Source organism: Archaeoglobus sulfaticallidus PM70-1, assembly GCF_000385565.1.
Taxonomy (GTDB): domain Archaea; phylum Halobacteriota; class Archaeoglobi; order Archaeoglobales; family Archaeoglobaceae; genus Archaeoglobus_A; species Archaeoglobus_A sulfaticallidus.
On sequence record NC_021169.1, the window covers coordinates 1,646,455 to 1,665,913 of the forward strand.

General features: G+C 41.8%; 17 protein-coding genes, 2 tRNA genes and 1 pseudogene. 8 read left to right on the forward strand and 12 right to left on the reverse strand.

Annotated features, from left to right (window positions below):
* The first annotated feature begins 4 nt into the window (after positions 1–4).
* Entirely contained in the window at positions 5–673 is a 669-nt protein-coding gene (locus tag ASULF_RS08930; protein WP_015591403.1) for a PrsW family intramembrane metalloprotease, read from the forward strand.
* A gap of 52 nt (positions 674–725) precedes the next feature.
* Here ASULF_RS08930 and ASULF_RS08935 read toward each other — a convergent pair whose 3' ends face one another.
* The 3 genes from ASULF_RS08935 to ASULF_RS08945 all read right to left on the reverse strand — a co-directional run bounded on the left by ASULF_RS08935 (position 726) and on the right by ASULF_RS08945 (position 1,906).
* Positions 726–1,265, reverse strand: coding sequence for a DUF445 domain-containing protein (locus ASULF_RS08935; RefSeq protein WP_015591404.1), 540 nt, complete (start codon positions 1,263–1,265; stop codon positions 726–728).
* A gap of 21 nt (positions 1,266–1,286) precedes the next feature.
* The gene (locus tag ASULF_RS08940; RefSeq protein ID WP_015591405.1) at positions 1,287–1,694 is read right to left on the reverse strand and encodes a DUF61 family protein; all 408 of its coding nucleotides are present in this window, start codon (positions 1,692–1,694) and stop codon (positions 1,287–1,289) included.
* 137 nt (positions 1,695–1,831) lie between these two features.
* Positions 1,832–1,906: transfer RNA gene (locus ASULF_RS08945), tRNA-Glu, on the reverse strand.
* A gap of 130 nt (positions 1,907–2,036) precedes the next feature.
* On the opposite strand from ASULF_RS08945, the gene ASULF_RS08950 reads away from it, so the two are divergent.
* A complete protein-coding gene (locus ASULF_RS08950) occupies positions 2,037–2,984 on the forward strand; it encodes an FtsZ/tubulin family protein (protein ID WP_015591406.1) in 948 nt (315 codons plus the stop codon).
* A gap of 143 nt (positions 2,985–3,127) precedes the next feature.
* On the opposite strand, the gene ASULF_RS08955 is transcribed toward ASULF_RS08950, so the two are convergent.
* The gene (locus ASULF_RS08955; protein ID WP_048098386.1) at positions 3,128–4,177 is read right to left on the reverse strand and encodes a (Fe-S)-binding protein; all 1,050 of its coding nucleotides are present in this window, start codon (positions 4,175–4,177) and stop codon (positions 3,128–3,130) included.
* Positions 4,178–4,369: 192 nt separating this feature from the next.
* Positions 4,370–5,266 (reverse strand): hypothetical protein, encoded by an 897-nt coding sequence (locus tag ASULF_RS08960; protein WP_015591408.1) that lies wholly within the window; start codon positions 5,264–5,266, stop codon positions 4,370–4,372.
* Positions 5,267–5,584: 318 nt separating this feature from the next.
* Between ASULF_RS08960 and ASULF_RS08965 the strand changes: the two genes are divergently transcribed.
* From ASULF_RS08965 to ASULF_RS08980, 4 genes are read left to right on the forward strand one after another with little or no spacing between them, the layout of a single operon-like run.
* Complete coding sequence (locus ASULF_RS08965) at positions 5,585–6,820, forward strand: ATP-binding protein (protein ID WP_015591409.1); 1,236 nt, start codon at positions 5,585–5,587, stop codon at positions 6,818–6,820.
* 5 nt (positions 6,821–6,825) lie between these two features.
* Positions 6,826–7,617: an MBL fold metallo-hydrolase gene (locus ASULF_RS08970; protein ID WP_015591410.1), complete on the forward strand. Its 792-nt coding sequence runs from the start codon at positions 6,826–6,828 to the stop codon at positions 7,615–7,617.
* A 58-nt stretch (positions 7,618–7,675) separates the two neighbouring features.
* A complete protein-coding gene (locus ASULF_RS08975; RefSeq protein ID WP_015591411.1) occupies positions 7,676–8,749 on the forward strand; it encodes a CBS domain-containing protein in 1,074 nt (357 codons plus the stop codon).
* A gap of 2 nt (positions 8,750–8,751) precedes the next feature.
* Positions 8,752–9,957 carry a TraB/GumN family protein gene (locus tag ASULF_RS08980; RefSeq protein ID WP_015591412.1) on the forward strand — a complete coding sequence of 402 codons (1,206 nt, stop codon included), beginning with the start codon at positions 8,752–8,754 and terminating at the stop codon, positions 9,955–9,957.
* An 18-nt stretch (positions 9,958–9,975) separates the two neighbouring features.
* Here the strand turns inward: ASULF_RS08980 and yciH are convergent, their stop codons facing one another.
* Complete coding sequence (yciH, locus tag ASULF_RS08985) at positions 9,976–10,284, reverse strand: stress response translation initiation inhibitor YciH (protein ID WP_015591413.1); 309 nt, start codon at positions 10,282–10,284, stop codon at positions 9,976–9,978.
* Positions 10,285–10,403: 119 nt separating this feature from the next.
* On the reverse strand, positions 10,404–11,255 hold the full coding sequence (locus ASULF_RS08990) for a DNA integrity scanning protein DisA nucleotide-binding domain protein (protein WP_015591414.1): 852 nt from the start codon (positions 11,253–11,255) through the stop codon (positions 10,404–10,406).
* Positions 11,256–11,596: 341 nt separating this feature from the next.
* Here ASULF_RS08990 and ASULF_RS08995 point away from each other — a divergent pair, with 341 nt between their 5' ends.
* Positions 11,597–11,935, forward strand: coding sequence for a CGGC domain-containing protein (locus tag ASULF_RS08995; RefSeq protein WP_015591415.1), 339 nt, complete (start codon positions 11,597–11,599; stop codon positions 11,933–11,935).
* Between the two features lie 7 nt (positions 11,936–11,942).
* Here the strand turns inward: ASULF_RS08995 and ASULF_RS09000 are convergent, their stop codons facing one another.
* Positions 11,943–13,214: a tryptophan--tRNA ligase gene (locus ASULF_RS09000; protein WP_015591416.1), complete on the reverse strand. Its 1,272-nt coding sequence runs from the start codon at positions 13,212–13,214 to the stop codon at positions 11,943–11,945.
* Positions 13,215–13,293: 79 nt separating this feature from the next.
* A complete protein-coding gene (gene endA / locus ASULF_RS09005; RefSeq protein WP_015591417.1) occupies positions 13,294–14,241 on the reverse strand; it encodes a tRNA-intron lyase in 948 nt (315 codons plus the stop codon).
* 110 nt (positions 14,242–14,351) lie between these two features.
* Here endA and ASULF_RS09010 point away from each other — a divergent pair, with 110 nt between their 5' ends.
* Positions 14,352–17,009: a UPF0182 family membrane protein gene (locus ASULF_RS09010; protein ID WP_015591418.1), complete on the forward strand. Its 2,658-nt coding sequence runs from the start codon at positions 14,352–14,354 to the stop codon at positions 17,007–17,009.
* Between the two features lie 27 nt (positions 17,010–17,036).
* Here ASULF_RS09010 and ASULF_RS09015 read toward each other — a convergent pair.
* From ASULF_RS09015 to tatC, 3 genes and pseudogenes are all read right to left on the reverse strand, one after another.
* Positions 17,037–17,110 (reverse strand) — tRNA-Thr (locus ASULF_RS09015).
* A 71-nt stretch (positions 17,111–17,181) separates the two neighbouring features.
* Positions 17,182–18,075, reverse strand: a pseudogene (locus ASULF_RS11590) (DDE-type integrase/transposase/recombinase).
* Between the two features lie 552 nt (positions 18,076–18,627).
* Positions 18,628–19,365, reverse strand: a complete 738-nt coding sequence (tatC, locus tag ASULF_RS09025) for a twin-arginine translocase subunit TatC (protein ID WP_015591419.1) — start codon at positions 19,363–19,365, stop codon at positions 18,628–18,630.
* Positions 19,366–19,459 lie beyond the last annotated feature (94 nt).

Below are 19,459 nucleotides of genomic sequence, written 5' to 3' on the forward strand. Positions count from 1 at the left end.
TCGGATGCCGGACACATTGTACTTCCTGATTCTGATATCTTATGTCCCGGCCATAGCGCTGGTGTGGTATTTTTACCACAAAGATAAATATGAGCCTGAACCAGCAAAGTACATAGCCATTACCTTCTTTTACGGCGCAATAGTCTCAGTCGGCATAGCCATGTTTCTGGAGAGGCTGGCCAGCTATATATTTCCCCAAGCTGCCTTATTTATCGCATTGATTTCAGCAAGCATTGAGGAGCCATCCAAAGCTCTGGCCATCAGGATACCATATGATTCAAAACAGATGGATGGGCTGATGGATGGAGTTGTTTACGGAGTTACCGCGGGGCTGGGTTTTGCAGCCACGGAAAACCTTCTATATGGGCTGGGCTTTGGGATTCAGGTAACTCTCATAAGAATTATTCTAACACCATTCGCTCATGGAGCTTGGAGCGCCATAGTGGGTGTTGGATATGGCTTGAAAGCTGAGGGTTATGTTCGGAGCATAATACCTTTTCTCCTGTTAGCGATGTTCATGCATTTCCTGTGGAACTTCCTGATCTTCATGTCCTCAGACAATATGCTGTACCTGCTCCTGATTCTCCTTTTGCTGCTCATAAACATAGGGATAATAGGATTCCTCGTGTATCTTGGAACCAAAGAGGATATGGCCAAGTACGGCATAGATTGAATCAGATCCATAAGAAATTCAGCCGTAATTGGCCATTTAACCCACAAAAAAATCAACCCGCAAAATAGAAAAAGATTGATTGAATTATTCCGATCACGAATCCCAAAACCAGACCAGAGAGTTCTATAAACCTCAGCTCCTTTTTTGCGAATTTTTTGAATAAGATTTCGATCTCCTCATCGCTTATCTCTTCAGCCTTTCTCAGGACAAACTCCCTGACATCCACATTCTCTGAAATACTTTTGGTCAGAAAATCCTTCACCCAAGGAAGTATGGTCTTGGAGACCCATTCATCTATTTTAAAGTTCAGAACTGAGAAGCTTATTTTGCTTTTCAACTTTTCATCGTAAGCTCTCTCTATCGCCCTGTTGATTATGAATTCAAAGTCCCCCTCGTTGAGTATATCAGAAAGAGAGTCCATAAACCGCTCTATAATCTCCTTGCTCCTTGCAGGAACCAAGCCCTGGATCCTTATTCCAAAAATGTTTATTGGTTTTTTAGGGTGAAAAAGAAGCTCAACTGCAACAACATTCGTTATAAAGCCAACGAATGCTCCGATTAATGGAGGAAATATGAGCAGATAATAGTCCATACCCATCTTTAAGCTATTAAGCTACCTAAAGCTCACCTTGAATACCACCTGTGATGCTGTCCTCAGTGCTCTTCTAACCTTTCTCATCTCATAGAGATAGATCATCATAACATCCCTGACGTATCTGTCGAATCCAAAGGCCTTTCTCATGAACTCCTGATGAAGTTTATCGCGGATGAAGACAACTGTCTCACCATGGAGATCGTTCATCTCAAGGATTATTGGGATGTTGAACTTGTCCCAGTCAAGCTCATCCACATACTCAGAAATGAACTTAAGTTCATCTTTCTCTATTATGTACTCATTTCCATCTCTCGCCTTAATAGAGGGTTCGTCCTCATTAAGCATTTCTTTCAGGGTTTTTCTTCTGGCAGGCATATGTTTGTTCATTGCTTCAATCATCTTGGCAAGAGCTCTTTCAGACATCATGACATTACACAGTGATCATCGGACCTTATTTAACTTTTGTTTTTGAAATCTAATGTTTCACATTGAGCCAAAAATAAGTCCGGCTTAAGACGATATCCGGCTATGTTAGCTGACCTAAAAACAAATAAACATAATAGTGCTCCGGCCGGGATTTGAACCCGGGTCACGGAATCGAGAGTCCCGTATGATTGGCCGGGCTACACCACCGGAGCGTGTATAAGCTTTCTTTCAACTCCGATTTATATCTTTTTCGATGCAAATATCTCTGTCATGTTTAATTGAACGATAATCACATACCGGCACCGGAAATTGTTATATTTTCATTTATGAAGAATAGTTGCAATGAGGTTGCTCACGATCGGCATCGGCAAAAAGGGAGCCTCGATATCCGATATGCTGCATGCGAAAGGGGCAAGAGTGAATAAGGTAAACCTGTTCAAGACCTATGCTGTTTGTGGCGAGAGCTCGCAGCTTGGGAGCTTGAAGCTTCCTGCAGACAACAGATTTCTTGCTTGGCAAGACGACCCAGAGGCGGCGAGAAGCATACTGACAGCAATATTCTCGAAACATGAGTTTTATGAGGCATTCATGATTGTAAGCCATATCGATGATGAATATGGATTTGACCTTACAGTAAAAATTGGCGAGGAACTCATGTCTCTCTCAGATGATCCCGTAATAAACCTTCTGCTGATTCCTCCTCTTGACACAATCTCCGACTACCACGAACTCAGAAAGAGGTTAAAGATCATCTCAAACAGCTCCAAATTTGTCCTGCTGTTTGAAGAGAAAGATGGATATCAGGAAATGATTCTGAACTCCCTGAACATGCTATCTTTGGTTGGAGAGATTGATCTGAAAAAGAAGATTGCTGGAGAGGTCGTTGTTGATACGAGCGATGTGTTCAACTCCTTTATGAAAGGGCTGTCAGCAATAGGTTATGCAGAAGAGCCTGTTAACAGAAGCTTTCTTGAGAGAGTGAGTTTTCTCAGGAGGTTTGCCAAAAAAGAAGACCACGCAAAAAAAACGGAAAAAATGGTAAATATTATGAAAAAGGCCATAAATGATAATCTCAGTGCAAGATGCGATATCAGTTCGGCGAAAACAGCTTTACTGCTTTTTGGTGGGGATCCGGAAGATATTACAATGGACGGTATGTTCACCAGCCTTCAGATGATAGACAAGGTAGTTTCAGGAGTCGAACTGAGGTATGGCGATTACCCTGTACCTCACTCCAAATACCTCAAAGCAATGGTTCTTTTCTCGGGCATGAGTGGGTTGAAGTTCTGATAGTTCGCTGAGTACAAATCTCCAACCCCAATACTCCAGCGGATTAATTCAACATCAGTATATGCTCAAGAGATAGAATGGGAAAGGTGAAGTTGTTGATAGAAGTTATCCACCATTAAGCCGAGGAAAAATAAACTTGCCTTTTAATATCCATACATTGCCAGATGTACAAGTTCAACAACATCCATGACGGCAAGATCGGAGTTTAGAGTTTTCACAGCATCCTCGAGCATTATTAGACATATGGGGCAGGAAACCACGAGTATATCAGCATTTGTGGATAAAGCTTCTCTGACTCTCTGAACATTAGCCCTGCTTTCTCTCAAGAAGTTTCCACTCCCTCCACCACAACAGTAGCTGTTCTCTCTGATCCTCTGCATTTCAACAAATTCCACATTGTAAACCGATTTTATAACCTCTCTGGGAGCATCATAGATTCCATTGTATCTACCCAGATAGCATGGGTCGTGATATGTTACCCTAGCATCAACATCGTACTTGAACTCGAGAGTTCCTTCTTTAATGGCCTTATATATAACCTCAACAGGAGTTAAGACTTCCAACCCATAGTATTTCTTGAAAGCATTGTAGCAGTGTGGGGATGATGCTATGACCTTCTCTACACCCCTTTCTTTAAAGAACATTTCATTCTCTTCTTTAAGCAACTCAAAAAGACCCTCCTCTCCGAGAACCATTGCCTCATTTCCGCAACAACCCTCATCTGCATCAACACTGAAATCGATTCCAATATCCTTGAAAATTCTCGCAGTTTTTTCAACAACCTCCATGCTCCTGCTCTCGTAGGAACTGACACATCCAATAAACCAGTAATATTCTGAAATATCGGAAACATCAAACTTTTTCTTAATGTCCTCAATGAATTTTTTTCTCTTGTATTTACCCTCGCCAAACGGATTCTTATGCTTGTAAATCGAATCCAGCATATCTCTGATCTCAGATGGAATCCTTCCAGTTTCTACGAACTCTTTTCTTGAATCTACTATAATTTCCGTCAGCGGTATCCCTCTTGGGCACCTCGTCTGGCATGTCAGACAGGTCGTGCAGTCCCAAATGCTATCGCTTAGATCGTTACCTGTAAGGTTCAGGTTAAGTATAAGCTTTCTCAGATTGAAGGATTGCCTCGATGTGCAGCTTGCAGAACATGTCCCGCACTGCATACACACAGATAACATCAGATTTTCATGCTCAAGGGAGTTTATAACCTTTGGGATTTCAAATTTTTTGAGAATATACATCCAACCAAAAATATTCCATCTGCCGGATGTTTGGATCAAAACACACAGTAGAGCTTCAAGACCAAACACAAAACCCAAAAATAAAATATAAATTATTATTGATATTATATTAATATTAATTAAATTGGATTACTTCGTTTCATTTACCTCCACAGGCTTGATCTCAATTATCCTCATTTCTGGTTCAGCGCTAAGGAGCTTTGTGAAATTCGTGTCCATCATAACAGCCATGCTCAGCCCTTCACCATAGTTGGTGTAATTGTAATATTCAGTTTTGTTTGACTCAACAAAGAAGGCATTTTTCAGAAAATTAATGATCACAACTTTCTCATACATGTTGGCTGTTTTATTGATTCTGTAGGCTGAAAGGTAGAAATCCATTAGATCTGGTGTTTTCGTGAGGCTTTTTGCCGCTTCACCCCTGAACATCAGTACGAGGTTGTAATCATCATCCGGCAGTTTCTGGATGTAACTTCCAACTGAATCGTTCAGGCTACCATTCTTTGTGGATACCACATCCAAGGTCTTTGAAACTATGTTTACAGTGCCAAAAACGCATGGACTTATCTGGTCAACCAGCGCAACACCCTTGTTCAACTCGATACTGTAATCTCCATAACTCTCCACAGATTCATGGGTGAAAAAGACCTTTGTCTTGTTGACATTGATCAGAAACAGCAAATCTGGGAATGCTGAAGGGTACATGGCAATAAGGGCTTTTTCGACATCGTGGGAGAAGCGGATATGCGAGAAGAATTTGTAATTCATGTTAGAAGACAGAATATTTTTTAGATAGCTCGATAGCTGTTCATCTGCAGAGTTAAAGTTCAGATAGATTACCTCTCCTGCCCCATCTGGGATACTTGAAACATAACCCTTAAAATTATCGGGAAGCTCATACTTTAACTCTCTTTTAGGGCTTCCAGCCATTTGCTTGGCTGAATAGGCAAGAACTGAGCCGATCATTATTAAGGCCAACATCAAAGCAAGTATTCTCGCACCTTTTGATTCCATCTTCTTTACCATGAGAAGAGCGAAACGAGAAGGAAAATAAACTTTTTCTTTCAACTGAGGATACTATGTAATTGCAGTTATAAAGATCTAACTTCACAGCCAAAAATTGAGATAGCAAAATAGAAAATATCCAGCATAAAATTTCAAGCCTTGCCACGAACAAATCCTAATGAGCGAAGCCTGATGGAAATTTCCGAGAAAGTTATAAATTATTCTGAGAAATTCGCTCCCGTACGCATGTTCAACAGCAAAAAATTTAAAAGATGAGAGCCAGATTTTTCTGGAATTAAACTTAAACTCAGATTTACAAAGAAGATGGAGAGTGTTTTCATGGAAGAAACAAAGGTCATTGAGCTTTTACTAACGGCAGAGGTGTACAACAGGTATGAGGAGCTAACCGAAGACGATATACCAAAAGAGATAAGAAAGATCTTTTATGGAAAGAGCGGGATATCCAGACCGTTAGTTGTTAAAATGGATACAGCAAAAAAGGTTTCAAAGAATATTGACTCCATAAAAAGCCTTCCGTTTATCGACTTTAACGAGTTCAGCAAACAGTTCAAGATTACATCCTTTGATTTGGCAATTCAGTGGTTTGCGAAGAGAGGATTGGAGCAGATAAAGAAGAATCCCGTGCTCGCATACTACTATCAAAACTATGATTCGCTTGGTGTATCTTACGAGGAGGCAAAAAGATTCAACAAGCCAAAATACGGAGACAGGGAGTGGTTGAAGACAATAATTGCCGAACTGGAAAAGAACGAACAGACTGCAGAGATGCTCGGACTTGTGAGAATATACTCTCCTGAAGATATAAAGATCGACTTCGCATCCATAGCCCTGACAGATGAGCAAATACGGGAGTTCGACAAAATCGAGGTTGCCCTAGAGAGAAGAGATTATCTAAAAGAGATAGGAGTTCTTGAAGTCGGGAAACTGATGTTCATTGGACCTCCAGGAACTGGAAAAACCACAACTGCGAGAGCCCTGAGCAAAAGGCTTCACCTTCCTCTGGTGGAGGTCAAGCTCTCTATGATAACGAGCCAGTATCTGGGCGAGACATCAAAGAACATTGAGAAGGTGTTCGAGATCGCCAAAAGGCTCAGTCCCTGCATACTCTTTATAGATGAGTTCGATTATGTTGCAAAAACGAGGACGAGCGATGAGCATGCAGCAGTAAAGAGAGCTGTGAACACGCTGTTAAAGTCGATTGACGAGATAAACCTAGTAGAGGATGGAGTTATACTGATAGCCGCGACGAATCATCCGAGTTTGCTCGACACTGCAGTCTGGAGGAGGTTTGACAAGATAATAGAGTTTCCAGAACCGCCTGAAATTATAAGGAGAAGAATTTTTGAACTATCTTTGTCCCGCATAAAGGGTGAATTCGACATCGACGAGCTTGTCAAACTAACTGATGGCTTCACAGGAGCGGACATAAAGCTGGTTATAAGGGAGGCTGTCCTTAACTCTCTCATGATGAACATGGAGGGGCTCGACCAAAAGCTGCTTGTCGAGGCAATTGGTGAGGTAAGAGAAAGATTAAACCTCAAGACATCATACTGAGTTGTATGAAAATCACGCTCCTCGGTACTGGAGACTCTCCTGGTACACCGATCCTGAACTGTCATTGCAGAACCTGTGAGGATGCCAGAAAAAACGGCTGGCAGAGGCTCAGATTCTCAATACTGATCCAGAACAAGGGAAAGAATATACTCATAGACACATCTCCGGATTTAAGGATGCAGCTAATGCGAGCCAATGTTGAGGAGATTGAGGCTGTTATCTGGACGCACTGTCATTTCGACCATTTTGCTGGTTTTGGAGAGTTCTACAGAGTTCAGGACAATGTCAAGGTCTACACATCAAAAGAGGTTCACGAGGATATTGGCAACTACATGAAGTTCCTCAAATACAGAAAAATCGAGGTTGAGCCATATAAACCATTTGAGATAGCCGGAATCAAATTCACTCTCGCCGATGTAAATCACCCACCAATGAGGAGGGCTCATGGCGTTGTTGCCGAGTGGAGGGGTTACAAGATTGTCATATCCGGAGATACGAACAAGAATTTGTCAGAAAATACGATAGAGGTTTTCAAGAATCCAGATCTGTTTATAGTTGATGCAATAGCCCCAGAGAACTTCAAACTGAGAAAGCACATGAATGCGGAGACTGCCATGAAGCTGGCCGATGAGATTGGCGCAAGAAAAACCGTCTTCACACACATCGGACACTTCTATCCCCCCCATAGTGAGGCCATAAAAGTCTATCCCTTAGGCTACGATTTTGAGACCTTTTATTTTGATCGGGAAAGAGACAGAGTTGTCGAGGCAAGAACACTGGAGTGGTTCATAGACTGATGATTGTCAGTACCAATCAGCACCCAATTTTTATATCACTTGAACAGAAACTTAAGCTATGAAGCAATCGATTCGAATCGGCAGAATTGCGGGAATAGATATCTATGTCCATTTCACACTTTTCATAGTTCTGATAATCTTCAGCTATGCACTGTACATCACACCCCATCCATTCGGGTTTTATGGTTTAAAGTATTCAAGTAATATCCGAGCTATTCTCTCAGTAATCTCCGCGATATCCCTGTTTCTGGCAGTACTGCTGCATGAACTATCCCACTCACTGATCGGAAAGAGAATGGGAGTCAAAGTGAAAGGAATAATTCTGTTCATTTTTGGCGGAGTTGCGCTGCTTGAGAAAATACCGGAAGAGCCAAGAAGTGAAATCAAAATAGCTGTGGCCGGACCATTGATGAGCATCTTCTTGGCTTCTGTTTCTTTAATAATTTACCTCTCAAAAATAGATATAATCTCCGAGCTCTTCCTGACATTTTCGATATACAATTTCGCCCTCGCATTCTTCAACCTCATTCCAGCTTTCCCTCTGGACGGTGGCAGAATATTGAGAGCTTTAATTGCCAGGAAAACGGGATTTTTAAAGGCAACAAAAATAGCAGCAGAGGTTGGAAAGATTCTTGCCTTCCTGATTGGTATTCTCGGGCTTTTCTTCAATCCATGGCTGATCCTCATAGCTTTTTTCATATACATGGGAGCTAGTGAGGAAGAGAAGTCTGTCATTGTGGAAAACATACTGAAGAATGTAACGGTCAGAGAGATAATGACTCCCAGCCCGATAACAGTCACGCCAGCAATGAAGGTTAGCGAGGTTCTTGACATGATGCTGAGGTACAAACATCTCGGTTATCCTGTTGTGGATGATGGCGACATCGTTGGAATAATAACACTCAAAGACATAATGAATGCCAGTCCAGACGATGAGGTTGAAAAGTTGATGAGCAGAGATGTCTTAATGATCAGCCCATCAGCAAATGCTATAGAGGCTCTGCAGCTTATGAACGAAAGGAATATTGGCAGACTGCCCGTAGTCGAGAATGGCAAGCTCGTGGGAATCGTCTCAAGAACAGATCTGATCAGAACACTTGAAATTCTTGGAACCAAAAGCAGGGAGGTATAGGTTTGAACGATGAAAATATTCGTGAGAATATCGATGAGAGAATAATCCTCGTTGGCACAGCCCATGTATCTAAAAAATCTATCGAACAGGTTAAAGAGACGATTCTATCAGAAAAGCCAGATGCTGTTGCCATAGAGCTTGATGAGAAAAGATTTTTTGCATTGGTGCATAAAAAAGCTCAGGAGATATCGATAGTTGATGTTATAAAGAGGGGCGAGACCCATCTACTTCTGTTCCAGCTTTTGTTATCATACTTCCAGAGAAAGGTTGGTGAGAAATACGGTGTAACTCCTGGAGAGGAGATGCTGAAAGCTATAGAGGTTGCAAAAGAGGTTGGTGCAGATATTTTACTGATAGACAGGGATATATCCATAACATTCAAGAGGTTCTGGAGCAGTCTGTCTTTCATTGAGAAGGTAAAATTGTTCGTCAGTCTGATAGTTTCTCTCTTCCATAAGGAAGAAATTGAGGTTGATGAGTTACTAAAAGAGGATATAATAACGGCAATGGTGTCAGAATTCGAGAAGATATCCCCCAATGCCGTAAATGCTCTGATTAAGGAGAGAGACACATACATGGCCGGAAAGCTCCTTCAGTTTTCTAAAAGATACAACAAAATAGTTGCTGTTGTTGGTGCTGGGCATGTTAATGGAATAAAAGAGAAACTCAAGGGTGGAGAGATCCCAGATTTAGATGCTTTGCTGGAGGTTAAGCAGTCAAGGTTCAATCTGGCAAAGACTATTGGTTACTCGATCTTCGCATTCGTTGCCATAATTTTCATCTCCGTTCTGCTCTCGCTGAATACCGAACTCATTCTGAAAGCTTTCATTTACTGGTTCCTGATCAACGGCATTCTTTCAGCACTGGGAGCGTTGCTGGCAAGGGGCAGTCCATTATCTATCCTATCTGCATTCCTGTTTGCATGGCTCACATCACTTAACCCGGCAATAGCGGCTGGGTGGATCTCAGGAATTGTGGAGGCATGGGTAAGAAAACCCACCTCCAAGGACCTTGAAAAGCTATCTGAAGCAAGATCCATAAGAGACCTGCTTGACAACAAATTTTTCAGAGTATTGCTGGTTGCAGCGCTGACAAACCTCGGCAGTATGATCGGAACATTCATTGGCATATATGCTGTGCTTAACCTGACTGGAATCGATATAACGGAGATACTGAAAAATAGGATTGCAAGTATGATCCATTTTTGATTTTACAAAAATATCAAATCAACTTTTAATTCTCTCCGGGTTGAATCCCTTCTTTATCAGGAGTTCTCTAACCCTCCCGACATGATTGCCCTGCAGTTCTATAACCTTATTTTTTACAGTTCCACCACATGCAAGCTTTGATTTCAGATACTTCGCCAGCTCCTCGATGTTTATCTCCCCGGTATCGATGCCCTCAATAACAGTAACCTCTTTCCCGTATCTCCTCTTCGTTGTTTTTATCACGATCTGCTGTTGCTCCTTGGCAACCTCTTCACACACACACAAATCTTTCGGCAACCCACATATGCTGCATATTTCCGAGCTCATTTTTTGCTAATACCCCCGTTATCGTTTTTCTTTTCCAAAATTTTAAATTTTCGGTATTGCATCTCCCCACCCCATCAGAGTGTAAATCACAATACAATCAAGAGGATAAAAACCTTACCTCAGAAAAGTATCCCACTGATCCTCAGCAGTTCCTTTCCATCCTTGAATATCGTTATGTCCCCACCGCTCTCAGAAACAACCACCGATATCGCTTCAGTCTCTTGCGATATTGCTGCACATGCCAGGTGCCTCGTTCCCAGACCCGGTCTGAGGTCGAGGTTCGTGGCCGAGACATCTAAATACCTCCCGGCAGAGATTATCGTGCCTTCCTCATCCACAATGAAAACACCATCGAGCTGGGCGAACTCCATTATGCTCTCCCAGATGTATGGATCCTTAATGTTTCTAACTTCAACAGGATGTCCCTCAAAGGGGTTTATTATCATCTGCTTCGATCTCTTCATGACCTCCTTAACATCACCGATCACGAATGCCGTTCCAATTTTTCTACCTTCCCTACCTTTCAGGGATACGCTTATTGCTATGTTGATTATCGCCTTCAGCACCTCTGGATTTATCCTATCGCTGCATTCCTGAATTGCCTTATTCACCCTGCTCTTCTTCTGATTCGACACGATCAGGCCTTTATACGATTCGAGATCGATCAGCATTATGCAGTTCTCACTCAACGGGATGTTCTTGAGGAATGACAGGGATGAAACATACTCGAGAATGTTCTGAGCGATCAGGGATTTCTCGATCAGACTTCCAAGGACCTTCTCGGCATCATAGTCTTTCTCAAAGGAGAACAGCATGGATTCGAGATAGTTGGAAAATTTCTTTGGAATGTTGTATATCTTCACTCCATTAAAATCATCAATATCATAGAATTCATGCGATATGACAAAGATGTGATCCTCATTCAGTTTTTTTGCGATTTCAACCGCTTTTTCGAGCAGCAGTTCGAACATCAAATACTAAAACGATTTATTGAAATTTTAATTTTGCGTTACCCTGGCCAAACTTGCACCAACGGTGGTTTTTCCAGTCAGTTAAATCAAAGCTATTAAAGCAAAATTAAAGCACTGTATCTTGACAATATCATCTACAAAAAATAATATCAAGTGAATAAACTTCATCAAACATCAGCAGTTCATGATCTACAAAAACTTAGCACCAATATATTTTTTCAGATTATTTTTAGGTTAAAAAGACTGATCTATCAAAACTAGAACCATTCCAGGCTCAAAACCGGAATTCTGGAAGAAAAAGGTTATATTCACATCTGCCGCACACTACAGTGGTGAGAGATATGAAGAAAGTGTTTGTCGTTGGTTGTGGGGCATACATGGACGCCACATATGGCTGTCCGGGAGAGTGGAGGTGTCTGAAGGCTGCAGCACTCGGTGAGGGTGAATTTGACGAGCCCTCAGCAATAATAGCCTTCGTGAGATGCGAATGCCCCGGTAAAACATTGGTGCCAAACATAGGAATGGCGATGAAGCTTTCAGAAATAAAGCCAGATGTTATATACATGAGCTCATGCATGGCAAAGCCCGGATGCCCGTACATGTCTCCAGAAGATGCCAAGAAAGCAATAGAGGAAAAAACAGGCATCAAAGTTGTAATGGGAACTCACAACTATCAGTAAAAGTCAATTAGATTACAATGTTGTACTCCTCAAGCTCCACTTCATCCATTTTTTCCTGAAAGCTTTTCAGAAACTCTCTCACAATCTGTGCACATCTTTTCTTGCAACTTCCGCACAGGATTTTTCCATTCCTGCACTCGCTTTCAATCTCTGCAAGTTCCTTATCATCTTCAACGAGGTGGTAGCTGTAGAACTCAAAGACCGTGCATATCTCTGGCCTTCCACCATATCTCCTCTGCTCCTCTGCAGTAGCCCTCCCACCGGTAACAGCCCTCATTATCTTCTTCTCAGCAGTATCTGGTCTTTCCATAAGAGAAATGAAGCTTTCAGGCTTGCTTGAACTCATCTTACCTCCTGTCAACCCCGTTATGAACTTGTGGTAGGTCGAAGATGGTTGAATGAACGCAAAACCTCCACTTTCCACCTCAATTTTTCTGACCTGCTTTTCGATCTCCACATGATCCCCAAAAACATCAACATGAGCCTCATAAACCTTCATTTCAAAATCCAGAGCTTCAAGCTTTTTCAGATGCTCTTCACCTTTCCTGCTTCTTACCCTCACACCGTTCTCAATTCTCTCGAATGAGAAAATACTGATTCTATCTGCCAGATCCCTCGTAAGCCTGAGATGAGGATCCTGATCCGCTCCAACCGGGACAACTACAGGCTTTGGCCCACCATAAAACTCAAGCTGAGGATGAAGGATGTCTGAAGCCTGAACACAGGTAACGAACATCTTTGCCAGACTTGTTTCCGGGAGGAAGCCATATATCGCTTTCAACTCGCTGAAGTTAACCTCCGCGGATAGCTCAAAGGCCAAATCCTTTACTGTTTGATTCGCGGACTGGAAATAGATTAAGGACTCCTTCTCCAAACCAAGAGCTATTATGCTTTTAACATAAAGCAGTCCAATCTCCTTGCATTTCTCCTTTGATAAACCTCTGACAACATTTGCCTCCAGATCGGCAATTCCGACAAAAGCCATACCACCCATTTTTTGATGCCAGATTATCTCATCCATCGTCATTTTATGCCCGAAATGAGGGTATCCAGACGGCATGAAACCGGACATCACTGCCCAGGGTTCTTTATTTTTGATAGAATCTATAATCCTCTCGTAATTTCTATGACCAAAAATGATTCCTCTCCGTATCAGATGGTTTGGATTTGGGATTTTATCAACGAGTTCCGCCATCGGCTGGATTCCGAATTCATCCATCAGTCTCTGGTAATCAACAACTCCCTCGACTTCCCATGGCGTCACGATGTTCTTTTCCATAATCTGGGCAACGAGCGGTGTGTATAATAGCTTTTTGATTCCCTTGATTCTCGCAGTTATTCTCAGTTATTCTATACACCTATACCTTAACCCTCTCGAGACACAGGTATGTCCAACCCCCATCCTTAAATGTGAATACCATTTTCTTCCTGACGCTGTGAGCAAGTCTAACAGCTCTCGAGATGTCCTGCAGATTGAGTCCATCATTCGAGACTATCGATACGAGGTATTTGCTATGTGGGAGCTGGCTTACATCTTCTATCTCCTCATAAACCCTGAAATCAGCTCCGAATTTAAATCCCGTCTTAACCACCAGACCCTTCTCTCTCAAATCCCTGTAAACCTCATACCTCTCCAAAAAGTTGCTTTCAATAGCCTCTGCCTTAGCCCTGAACTCGTTCAAGCTTAGATTAAGTGTTAGAATACCTTCTTCTATCATGTAGAGCGACTCCAGAATCGATAACGCAACCATACCATCCTTTTCACTCCCAAAGAAGAACCTGCTGAAGATTTCGAGATCATCCGTTAAAACCCTGTCTCCGGCAAAGTAGCCCTCTATTTTTTTGTCTATCCCCTTCGTTTTCCCAGCCATCTTGGGCTTGTAAACGCGATAGTAAGTTATCTCGCTCTCCTCATCCACCACAGCAAGAATGAACGCTCCATGCTCATCAAAAAATTCGTTCAAATCTTTAAGGAAAACCTTTTTTCTCTCAGAGACCGGAAGGTAAATGTTGTTGGCGACAATGTAGTTTTCAACTGGAGCTGCTTTTCTCCCCCTATCCCTCAGATCACAGTAAACAAAAAAGTACGGAAGGAAACCTTCTTTCTCTGAGAATTTTTCAATAAACTCAGCAAAGCTTATGGTTTTATCGCCATCCTTAAGTGTTACAATACCTTTCAATAACAGGTATCCTACTTCAACTGGATGTAGCTCAAGCTTATCACCCACATCCTTACCGAAGTTTCTCCTGAGAAGTTTTCTGTATCGATCGCAGATGAAGTTTCCATCGATGATGTTCACTTCCATCAAGACCACCTTTTACAGCCATAATGCGAAATGAGTTATTAAATCCTCTCCAAGTAAGAGAATAAAAAGTAACCAAAAAAATAAAATAGTTCTCAAAATAATTCCCTAATGTGGCACAGGAAAGGCTTGAGATATCCGCTCCTCTTGACAGGAAAGTGCTGGGGGCCCTTCTAACGATTCTCATACTGATAATCCTGTCGAGTACCGGAGTATACCTGTACACAGAATACCTGTGGTTTAAGTCGCTCGATCTTGGAACATATTTCGTAAAGACCATAATCTACAGACTCGAGCTTTTCGGGTTCTTTTTCACACTAAGCTTTCTGATATTTGCTATTAATAGGTTTGCGATGCATAAAGCAAGTGAAGAGTTCCTAGGAGAGCCTTTAAAAGTACCCTTATGGATCCTCTTCCTGCTTTCTCTGTTTATAGGATATGTTCTCGCGAGAGATTGGATTAAATTCGTTTTTTTCCAGAATGCAGAGAATTTTGGCATATCAGACCCAATATTTGGGATTGATGTGTCGTTCTATGTATTCAAACTTCCTTTTCTGAAAGATATACTGTACACCATACTGGCAATAGTCATTTTCTGCTTTCTCATATCGGTAGTGTACTACTTTTTCATCTTCAGATGGGTTAAGAGTTTTGAGGAGTTTAAAGAGCTGTTTCCGAACCTCGGGTATATACACATAAGTGCTCTAATAGCTGTAATCCTCTTCATTGTTGGGATCTATGCATACATAGGAAGATTTGATTTGCTAAACGCTCAGGGAGGTGTTCTGAGTGGAGCGGGATACACGGATGTGTACGTCAGGATACCCTCCCTGCTCCTGATCTCGTTCATATCATTTTTGGCATCGATCTTTGCTATATATTACGGAGTCAAAAGACAGCTGGAGATGCTTCCAACGCTCTTTCTGATAGTGATAGCCATATTCTTCTTAGCAATGGTCTTTGCATTTGCCTTTCAGAAAGTGAGAGTTGAGCCAAACGAGATTTCTCTGGAGGAAAAGTACATCGAGTACAGCATAAACTTCACGAGGATGGCCTACGGGCTGGATGTCAACAAGAAACTGTTTCCCGTGGGAAAAACTCTAACGATCCAGGATATCGAGAGAAACAAGGGTATCATAAACAACATAAGGCTCTGGGATCACCGTCCTTTGCTGGAGGTGTACCGTCAGCTTCAGCAGATTAGAACCTATTACTACATCAACGATGTTGACATAGACAGATACTACATAAACGGAAACTACACACAGATAATGATTTCCGCAAGAGAGCTCTCAACAGACCTTCTCCAGACAAACGCGCAGACATGGGTCAACAGGCATCTGATATACACACACGGATATGGAATCATAGCCTCACCCGTTAATGTTGTCTCCGAAGAGGGTAAGCCAGATTTCATAGTGTACGATATCCCGCCAAAGGGAGAGATTGAGGTTGACAGGCCGGAGATTTACTTCGGAGAGCTAACAAACGATTATGTAATAGTAAAAACGAAACAGAAAGAGTTCGACTATCCTTCCGGAGAGAGAAATGTTTTTACAACATACAACGGCACTGGTGGAGTAAAAATAGACAGCTACCTTAAAAAATTGCTCTTCAGCATAAGGTACGGTGATGTTAACCTCCTCCTCACAACATACCTCACTCCGGAAAGCAGGATACTGATACACAGAAACATATTGGACAGGGTTCAGAGCGTGGCACCATTTCTGAAGTACGATACCGACCCATACATCGTGGTGATAGATAAAAAACTCTACTGGATTGTTGATGCCTACACCGTACTGGATAGATTTCCGTATTCTGCTGGATTCAACAACTACGGATTCTTCAACTACATCAGGAACTCTGTAAAGGTGTACATCGATGCGTACAACGGCTCCCTCAAGTTCTATGTTGTTGACGATGAGCCAGTCGTAAAAACACTCATGAAGGCATTTCCGGAGCTATTTATCCCATCATCTGAGATGAGTGAAGAAGAGAAAGAGCACATGAGATATCCGGCAGACCTCTTCAAGATTCAGGCGATCATATACTCCATATATCATATGGATGACCCAAGAACATTCTACAACAAGGAGGATGTATGGGATATCCCAACAGAGATGTTCGACCAGTTTGAGATCAAAATGGAGCCGTACTATGTTATGATGAATATAGGAAACAGAACCGAGTTCATCCTTATGCTCCCGTTCACACCCAAGGACAGGAACAACATCATCGCCTGGATGGCAGGAAGATGCGATAAGGAGAATTATGGTGAGATCCTGCTGTACGAGTTTCCAAAGGGCACACTCGTTTACGGCCCAATGCAGATCGAAGCCAGAATAGATCAGGATCCCGAGATATCCAAGATATTCACACTGTGGGGCCAGACCGGATCGAGGATAATAAGAGGCAATCTTCTCGTGATTCCGATAGATAGCTCGATAATCTATGTGGAGCCAGTATATCTGAGGGCCGAGAACGCACAAATACCTGAGCTAAGAGGGGTAGTGATAGCCTATGGAAACAAAATCGCCATGACCTCTAGCCTCGAGGGCTCGCTCAAGCTCGTTTTCGGACAACTGCAGGAAGAGAGCTACGAAACCCAAGATCTGCAGACCCTGATAAAGACATCCATTCAGCTGTACCAGAATGCAATGGAAGAGATAAGGAAAGGAAACTGGAGCGGTTTTGGAGAGTACATAGAGAAGCTTGGAGAAGCTCTCAAGAAGATGGGTTCTGCATACAACGAGAGTTCAAATAAGTAGTTTGTAAAGTTTGAAAATCACAATCTAAGCCGTCGGCGGGACTCGAACCCGCGACCTGGTGATTACAAGTCACCCGCTCTGGCCAGCTGAGCTACGACGGCGTCAAAGATTTTTAACTCCCGGATTGAATATAAGAATTTCGCTAATCAATTTTGCCTGTAGTTTCCTAAAATTATTTTCCGCCATCAAACCACCTCCAGCAGTAACCCAATATCCTTTCAGCAGGAAGCTTTCTCAGAAACGCCTGATAAGGTGTCTCTAAATCCTCCAAATTAGGGCCCATATGAGGTTTTTTGGTTATATCACTCCACAAACTCATCTATGATATCGAAATACCTTATCTTTGCCTTAAGAGTCCCGTAGAACTTCTCAATCTTTCCGTTTGTCTGGGAATGTTTACTCTACCAACTATATGTTTAATTCCGTTCTCTGCAAGAATTTTCCAAACTTAGAGATTCCTTTAGCTTTATTCTCTCCTGGAGAAGCGTAGAATTGAGATCCTCTGTCAGTTAATATTGACTCAGGCTTGCCATAATTTTCTATGGCTTCCTTCAGAAACTTTTATAGCATTTTCAGAGGTTGCATTGTCGAATACACCATAGCCAACAATTAAACGGGAAGCATCATCTAAATAGGCTATTATCCTTGCATTATAATAGAACCAGTCTGTATACCTCAAACTCATGGAATGTTCTCTTTCGTAGCGTATCCTTGTTTCTCTTCTTTTTGGCTTTTTCTTCCTTAGCATAGCCGTTCATCCTTAACACTTCATGTATTTTGTTCTTGCTTATGTTATAGCCTTTTTTCTAAATTGTTTGGAGAACTGCTGCATTGCACCTATATTCTTCGTATGCTTCTTTATAGCTTTTATTTCATTGTTGGATAGTTCTTTCTTTGATCTTCCTGGTTTCTTTAGCTTTAGTATCCCTCCTGTTTCCTTGTATTGTTTGTAGATCTGATTTATTCTCTGTGGTGTGATATTCTCTATTTTTGCTATCAGTTTGGTCGGTGTACCTTTCTTTTTTTCTCGGATTATCCATTTTATCGCTTTTTCATCGAGTTTCACACAGGGGTTTGTTGAAGTGAAGAAATAATTTCGGGAAAACACAGGAGAAATCTCATGATAAATCTATGGACTTTTCGCCAAGATGTAATTTTCTCTTGACAAGGCTACTGACTTGGCTACTTGCAAGGAGCAAATCTTGGCTTCTTACCGCATATTCTCCTGTCTTGGCTACAGACTTGACTACAGACTAAAATATAAATTTTCATCTTATTCTTGAGGTAATCAAAGAACAGTTTATTAAGACCTGTTTTTTCTCCTGACTTATCTCTTGACTCTAATACGATATAGAACTCTAGAAAAGAATGCGTTGGCCTGGCACACCCCTTGCTTCTGAGGGCGGACGATGCACCTGAGGGCAGAAGCCCGATGTGGGTGTAGATGGTTGTGAAACCCTCAGAAGCAAGAATTTCCTCACTAAAAGTGTGGAGAGTGTCAAAGGTTCTTATGATCTTCTCTTTGCTGAATTTCTCTTTTCTACCATCTCTTTTTACGACAAAAACGATCTTGGACCACTTACTCTTTATCTATTTATTTTATTTCTATAAACGATCCTTATAAACTATTTCTATAAACGATCCTTATAAACAATATGCTGATCTCGAAGAACAGGATCATCGGGAAGGCGACCATCGCCTGTGTGAACACATCTGGAGGGGTTATCGCTGCCCCGATAATGAAGAAAGCAACATAAAAGTGTTTTCTGTAATAGGTTATTGTTCTGTACTCTACAAGATCGTTTCCAACGAGGAACAGCATTATCAGTGGCATTTGAAAAACTAGACCGAATACGGCAAGCATCAAGATTATGAAGTTTATGAACTCTGCGAGGGAGTATGTGGCAAGCACACCCTGAGATGCTGCACTGCTGTAGAGGAATTGCATGAAAATCGGCAGCATTATCATGTATCCGTAAGCTATGCCCAAGGTGAACAGCATGATTGCCACAATAAGATATTTGATCGCAGAGCTTTTCGTTAGGTTGATGTTCTCGAGAAGCTCAGTTCTTGTTTTCAGGGCTTTATATATCAGATAAACCAGATATGGCGTCCCGGCAATTATGCCGATGTACAGACTTATCTTCAGCTTGAGAATGAGACCCTCAAGTGGAGCAGTATAGATCAGGTTGGCCCCTTCTGGCAGAAGATCGGTTTTTATTTTGGATATTATAGTATCTGCGATGAACATGTATGTCAAAGCCCATGTCACTGCTATGATTGCAACCAGCCTCATGAACCTGTTTCTTATCATCAACAGTATCTCTGCCATTTCTGTAGCTGTAAAATCAGCCATCGAAGAGAGGATTTCGCAGAACTATATAAACTTAGCTAAGCCTGCGCGTTGGCAAGATTGATTAGTGTGTTTTCCCGAAATTTTTAAGTATTTA